The organism is Micromonospora sp. ALFpr18c, from assembly GCF_008868155.1.
Classification (GTDB): domain Bacteria; phylum Actinomycetota; class Actinomycetes; order Mycobacteriales; family Micromonosporaceae; genus Micromonospora.
Genome location: NZ_WBKR01000277.1, coordinates 1 through 6,001 on the forward strand (window position 1 = coordinate 1; position 6,001 = coordinate 6,001).

Below are 6,001 nucleotides of genomic sequence, written 5' to 3' on the forward strand. Positions count from 1 at the left end.
AGCCGGCGGCGACCCCGCCCCCGCCCAGCCGCGGACCTCGCGGCCGCAACGCGGCGTACTGGCTCTACCTGCTCCCCGGAGCGGTGCTGTTCATCCTGGTCATCGGCGCACCGCTGGTCGGCACCGGCTACCTGTCGTTGACCAAGTGGTCCGGCGTCGGCGACCCGACCTGGGTGGGCCTGGACAACTACCAGCAGCTGCTGCACGACGACGTGTTCTGGGCGTCGTTCCGCAACACCGTCGCGATGATCATCGCGATGGTCGTGCTGCCCACCCTGCTCGGGCTGCTGCTCGCCGCGGTGCTCTTCGACGTCATCGGCCGCCGGTTCAAGCCCCGCACGGCCGCCGCGCTGCGGGCCGCGTTCTATCTCCCGCAGGTGCTGCCCGTCGTGGTGGCCGGCATCGTCTGGGGCTGGATCCTGCGCCCCGACGGCGCGTTCAACGGCCTGCTCGACGCGGTCGGCCTCGGTGCGCTGCGCCACGACTGGCTCGGCGACCCGGACACCGCGCTGCCGGCCGTGATGGCGGTGATGATCTGGGTGCAGATCGGCTACCCCGTGGTCGTCTTCATGGCGGCGCTGCAGCGGGTCGACCCCGAGTTGTACGAGGCCGCCGAGGTCGACGGCGCGAACTGGTTGCACCGGTTCCGGGCGATCACCCTGCCGCAGATCCGGCCGGAGACCTTCGTGGTGGCCCTGACCTGCACCATCGCCGCGTTGAAGGTGTTCGGGCCGATCTTCGCCCTGACCCGGGGCGGCCCGGAGAACGCCACCAACGTGCCGTCGTACTTCGCGTACTACACGTTCTTCAAGAAGCTCCAGGTCGGCTACGGCTCCGCGATCTCCACCGTGCTCACGGTGATCATCGTGGTGGTCGCCGGTGTCTTCATCTGGATGCAGGCCCGCAGCGAGCGTCGGGACCGGGGGTTCTGAGATGGCCGTCATGATCACCGAAGCCCCCGCGCCGGCCGGTCGGCCGGTACGCGACCGGCACCGCCGTGGCGCGAGCCGCTGGGTGGTGCTCACCCTGGTCACCCTCGGCGCGCTCGTCATGCTGGTGCCGTTCGCGTTCATGCTGCTCAACGCGTTCAAATCGCCCGGTGACTACTCGTCGGGCGGGCCGCTGAGCTGGCCGACCGAGTTCTACACCAAGGGCCTGCGGACGTACTGGACCGAGGTGAACTTCCCGCTGAAGCTGTGGAACTCGGCGCTCATCGCCGGGTCCGTGGCGGTGCTCGGCGTCGCCGTCTCGCTGCTCAACGCGTACGCCCTGGGCATCGGTCGGGTCCGTGGCCGGCTGTGGATCGTCGGGCTGTTCCTGCTGGCCAACATGCTGCCGCAGGAGGCGCTGATCTACCCGCTGTACTACGTGGCGAAGGAGATCGGCCTCTACAACACCCGACTCTCGGTGATCATCATCTTCACCGTGATCCAGAGCGCGTTCGGCACCTACCTGCTGGCCTCGGTCCTGGGGACGTTCCCGCGCTCGCTGCTGGAGGCCGCCGCGCTCGACGGCGCCGGCAAGTGGACGGTGCTGTGGCGGGTGGTCTTTCCCAACCTGCGGCCCACCCTCGCGGTGCTGCTCATCTTCTTCTTCATCTGGACGTGGAACGAGTTCCTCATCCCGCTGGTCATGCTCATCGACAACCAGACGCAGACCATCCCGGTCGCGCTCGCGTCGTTGCAGGGCGACCGGCTGATGGACGCCCCGACCACCAACGCGGGCGCGTTGATCAGCCTGGTGCCGGCCATCCTCTTCTTCCTCATCTTCCAGCGCACCCTCGCGCGCGGCATCACGGCAGGAGCCGAGAAGTGAAGTTCACCGACGGGTACTGGCAACTGCGCCCCGGTGTCAGTGTCCTGCGCCCCGGCACCGTCGAGTCGGTCGAGCCGGACGACCGCGGGTTCACCGTCTTCGCGCCGACCGGTCAGATCACCGGACGCGGCGACACCCTCAACCGGCCCGTGGTGACCGTCCGGTTCTTCACGCCCGCCGCCGGCGTCGTCGGGGTCACCATCGCCCACCACACCGGCGGGCTTCCCCGGGAGCCGCACTTCGGGCTGAACACCGACGACGCGCACCCGGTCACCGTGGACGTCACCGGCCTCAGCGCGTCGCTGACCACCGGCGACCTGACCGCCCGCGTCGCGCTCGTCGACGGCTGGCGGGTCGAGTTCCTGCACGGCGACCGGCTGGTCACCGCGTCCACGGGACGCAGCATCGGCGTCGTCACCGACGCCGAGGGCCGCCGGCACGTCCACGAACGGCTCGCGCTGGGCGTCGGTGAGACGGTGTACGGGCTGGGCGAGCGCTTCGGCCCGTTCGTCAAGAACGGCCAGACCGTCGACATCTGGAACGCCGACGGTGGCACCGCCAGCGAGCAGGCGTACAAGAACGTGCCGTTCTATCTCAGCAGCGCCGGTTACGGGGTGTTCGTCGACCACCCGGAGCACGTGTCGTTCGAGGTCGGCTCCGAGGTCGTCACCCAGACCCAGTTCAGCGTCGAGGGCCAGACCCTCACCTACTACGTCATCGACGGGCCCACCCCGAAGGACGTGCTGCGCCGCTACACCGCGCTGACCGGCCGGCCCGCACGCGTGCCCGCCTGGTCGTACGGGCTGTGGCTGTCCACGTCGTTCACCACCTCGTACGACGAGAAGACGGTGACCGAGTTCGTCGACGGGATGGCCGAGCGTGGGTTGCCGTTGTCGGTGTTCCACTTCGACTGCTTCTGGATGCGCCAGTTCCACTGGGTCGACTTCGTGTGGGATCCGGAGACCTTCGCAGACCCGGAGGGGATGCTGCGCCGGCTGCACGAGCGCGACCTGAAGGTGTGCGTCTGGATCAACCCGTACATCGCGCAGCGCTCCTACCTGTTCGAGGAGGGCCGCGCGGCCGGCTACCTGGTGCGCAACCCGGACGGCTCGGTCTGGCAGTGGGACAAGTGGCAGGCCGGCATGGCGCTCGTCGACTTCACCAACCCGGACGCGGTCCGCTGGTTCACCGGCAAGCTCAAGGCGCTGCTGGACATGGGCGTCGACTGCTTCAAGACCGACTTCGGCGAGCGCATCCCGACCGACGTGGTGTGGCACGACGGCTCGGACCCGCAGCGGATGCACAACTACTACTCCTACCTCTACAACAAGGCGGTCTTCGAGCTGTTGGAGACCGAACGTGGGGAGGGTGAGGCCGTGCTGTTCGCCCGCTCGGCCACCGCCGGTGGGCAGCAGTTCCCGGTGCACTGGGGCGGCGACTGCGAGTCGACGTTCGTGGCGATGGCCGAGTCGCTGCGGGGCGGGCTGTCCCTGGCCGCGTCCGGCTTCGGCTACTGGAGCCATGACATCGGCGGCTTCGAGGGCACGCCCGACCCGGCGGTGTTCAAGCGGTGGGTCGCGTTCGGGCTGCTCTCCTCGCACTCGCGGCTGCACGGCTCCGGCTCGTACCGGGTGCCGTGGGCGTACGACGACGAGGCCGTCGACGTGCTGCGGCACTTCACCCAGCTCAAGCTCAGCCTGATGCCGTACCTCGCGGCCGCCGCGCAGGAGGCGCACCGCGACGGTACGCCGATGATGCGCCCGATGGTCCTGGAGTTCCCGGACGACCCGGCCACCGCGCACCTGGACCGGCAGTACATGCTCGGCTCGGACGTGCTGGTCGCCCCGGTGCTCAGCGCCGACGGTGAGGTCACCTTCTACGTACCCGCCGGCACCTGGACGCACCTGGTCACCGGCGCGCAGCTCACCGGGCCGGCGTGGGTGACCGAGAAGCACGGGTACGACAGCCTGCCGGTGCTGGCCCGCCCCGGCGCGGTCATCCCGTTCGGCTCCCGCACCGATCGACCGGACTACGAGTGGGCCGACGACGTGCGGCTGCGGCTCTACGCACCGGCGCCGGGGCAGCGGACCCGGGTGCGGGTACCGTCTCCCGGGCACGGTCCGGGCGCCGAGTTCGAGGTGCGCTACGACGGTGCCACGGCCAGCGCCGAACTGGTCGCCGGCGCCTCGACGGGATACATCTGCGAGATCCAGGGGACAGAACGATGACGCAACACCACTTCCCGGAGAGTTTTCTCTGGGGGTCGGCGACCGCCTCGTACCAGATCGAGGGCGCTGCCACCGAGGACGGCCGTGGCCCGTCCATCTGGGACACCTACAGCCACACACCCGGGCGGACGCTGAACGGCGACACCGGCGACGTGGCCGCCGACCACTACCACCGGTGGCAGCAGGACCTGGACCACATCGCCGAGCTGGGTCTGGGCGCGTACCGGTTCTCCATCTCCTGGCCCCGGGTGCAGCCGGGTGGGTCGGGCCGGTTCAACCAGGCCGGCATCGACTTCTACTCGCGGCTGGTGGACGGGCTGTTGGAGCGCGGGGTCCGCCCGGTGGCGACCATGTACCACTGGGACCTGCCGCAGGAGCTGGAGGACGCCGGCGGTTGGGCGTCGCGGGAGACCGCGCTGCGCTTCCAGGAGTACGCGGCCGGCATCGTCGGCGCGCTGGGCGACCGGGTGCACACCTGGACCACCCTGAACGAGCCGTGGTGCTCCGCGTACCTGGGGTACGCCTCCGGCGTCCACGCGCCGGGCCGCACCGAGCCGGCGGCGGCGCTGGCCGCGGTGCACCACCTCAACCTCGCGCACGGTCTGGCCGGGCGGGTGGTCCGCGAGCTGGCCCCGACCGCCGAGCTGTCGGTGACGCTGAACCTGCACGTCATCCGGCCGGCCTCGGATTCCGCCGCGGACGCCGACGCGGTCCGCCGGATCGACGCGCTGGCCAACCGGGCGTTCCTCGGCCCGATGCTGGACGGTGCGTACCCGGCCGACCTGCTCGCCGACACCGCGTCGGTGACCGACTGGTCGTTCGTGCGCGAGGGCGACGAGAAGCTGATCGCGGTGCCGCTGGACGTGCTCGGGGTGAACTACTACTCCAGCACCCTCGTCCGGGCCTGGGACGGGGTGTCGCCGCGCTCCGACGCCGACGGGCACGGCGCCTCGACCTCGACGCCGTGGGTGGCCGCCGAGCACGTCGACTTCCTGCCGCAGCCCGGCCCGTACACGGCGATGGGGTGGAACATCGACCCGCCGGCGCTGACCGAGCTGCTGCTGCGCCTGCGCCGCGAGTACCCGAGCCAGCCGATGATGATCACCGAGAACGGCGCGGCGTTCGACGACGTGGTGTCGGCCGACGGCCGGATCCACGACGATCGGCGCATCGACTACCTGCGCCGGCACATCGGCGCGATGGCCGACGCCCGGGCGCAGGGCGCGGACGTCCGGGGCTACTTCGTCTGGTCGCTGCTGGACAACTTCGAGTGGGGCTACGGCTACGACCGCCGCTTCGGGATCATCCGCGTCGACTACGACACCCAGGTCCGTACCTGGAAGGACAGCGCCCACTGGTACCAGCGGCTCGCCGCCACCGGCGAGCTGGACCAGCCGGTAGATTAACGATCTCTCCGCGCCGGCAAGCCTGAACGACGATCGTCCACCAGGCTTGCCGGCGCGGGAGCGCCCAGCCGCCCTGCCACTCATGATCGAAACGGCGATCGGTGGCAGCTCAGCGGTGCGGCGCTCGGCGTGTCGAGTCGCTCAGCTGCCAACGATCAAGGACAGTCCAGCCCCAAGGTCAACACTGGGGCAGACCGAGACCGCCCCGCTGGCTGGGCTGGATCCAGACTTCGGAGATGTAGCCGACGCGGCCGTCCAACCGGACGCCGTAGTACCGGGTCGAGGTGTACAGCTGCGGGTTGGTGTCGTCGGCCGGGTCGGAGTCGTTGCCGTTGGTGGTGCGTGGGCCCTGGGTCTGACAGACGGCCGGCTTGTAGGTGTCGCCCGTACGCCGATCGGTTCCGCCGATGTTGCAGCCCTTCTTGCTGCACGACCTTTCCGGGTAGGTGGTCAGGTAGGCCGGCACCGGGTCCTCGCCCATGCCGGTAGCACCCCTGGTGGCAAGATTGTGGACGGTCAGGGCCACCTGGACCGGAGCCTGTGGCGGGGGCG

General features: G+C 70.1%; 5 protein-coding genes. 4 read left to right on the forward strand and 1 reads right to left on the reverse strand.

Annotation, left to right across the window (positions count from 1 at the left end):
- The 4 genes from F8271_RS29290 to F8271_RS29305 form a co-directional block, all read left to right on the forward strand.
- Positions 1-932: carbohydrate ABC transporter permease (locus F8271_RS29290; RefSeq protein WP_370461991.1), on the forward strand; the 932-nt coding region annotated here is incomplete at its 5' end.
- 10 nt (positions 933-942) lie between these two features.
- On the forward strand, positions 943-1,815 hold the full coding sequence (locus F8271_RS29295) for a carbohydrate ABC transporter permease (protein ID WP_370461992.1): 873 nt from the start codon (positions 943-945) through the stop codon (positions 1,813-1,815).
- The gene (gene yicI, locus F8271_RS29300) at positions 1,812-4,043 is read left to right on the forward strand and encodes an alpha-xylosidase (protein ID WP_151493068.1); all 2,232 of its coding nucleotides are present in this window, start codon (positions 1,812-1,814) and stop codon (positions 4,041-4,043) included. Before F8271_RS29295 ends, yicI begins: the two co-directional genes overlap by 4 nt.
- Positions 4,040-5,449, forward strand: coding sequence for a GH1 family beta-glucosidase (locus F8271_RS29305; RefSeq protein WP_151493069.1), 1,410 nt, complete (start codon positions 4,040-4,042; stop codon positions 5,447-5,449). Before yicI ends, F8271_RS29305 begins: the two co-directional genes overlap by 4 nt.
- Before the next feature lie 178 nt (positions 5,450-5,627).
- On the opposite strand, the gene F8271_RS29310 is transcribed toward F8271_RS29305, so the two are convergent.
- Positions 5,628-6,001 (reverse strand): hypothetical protein (locus F8271_RS29310; protein ID WP_225854845.1); only part of this gene is annotated, 374 nt, incomplete at its 5' end.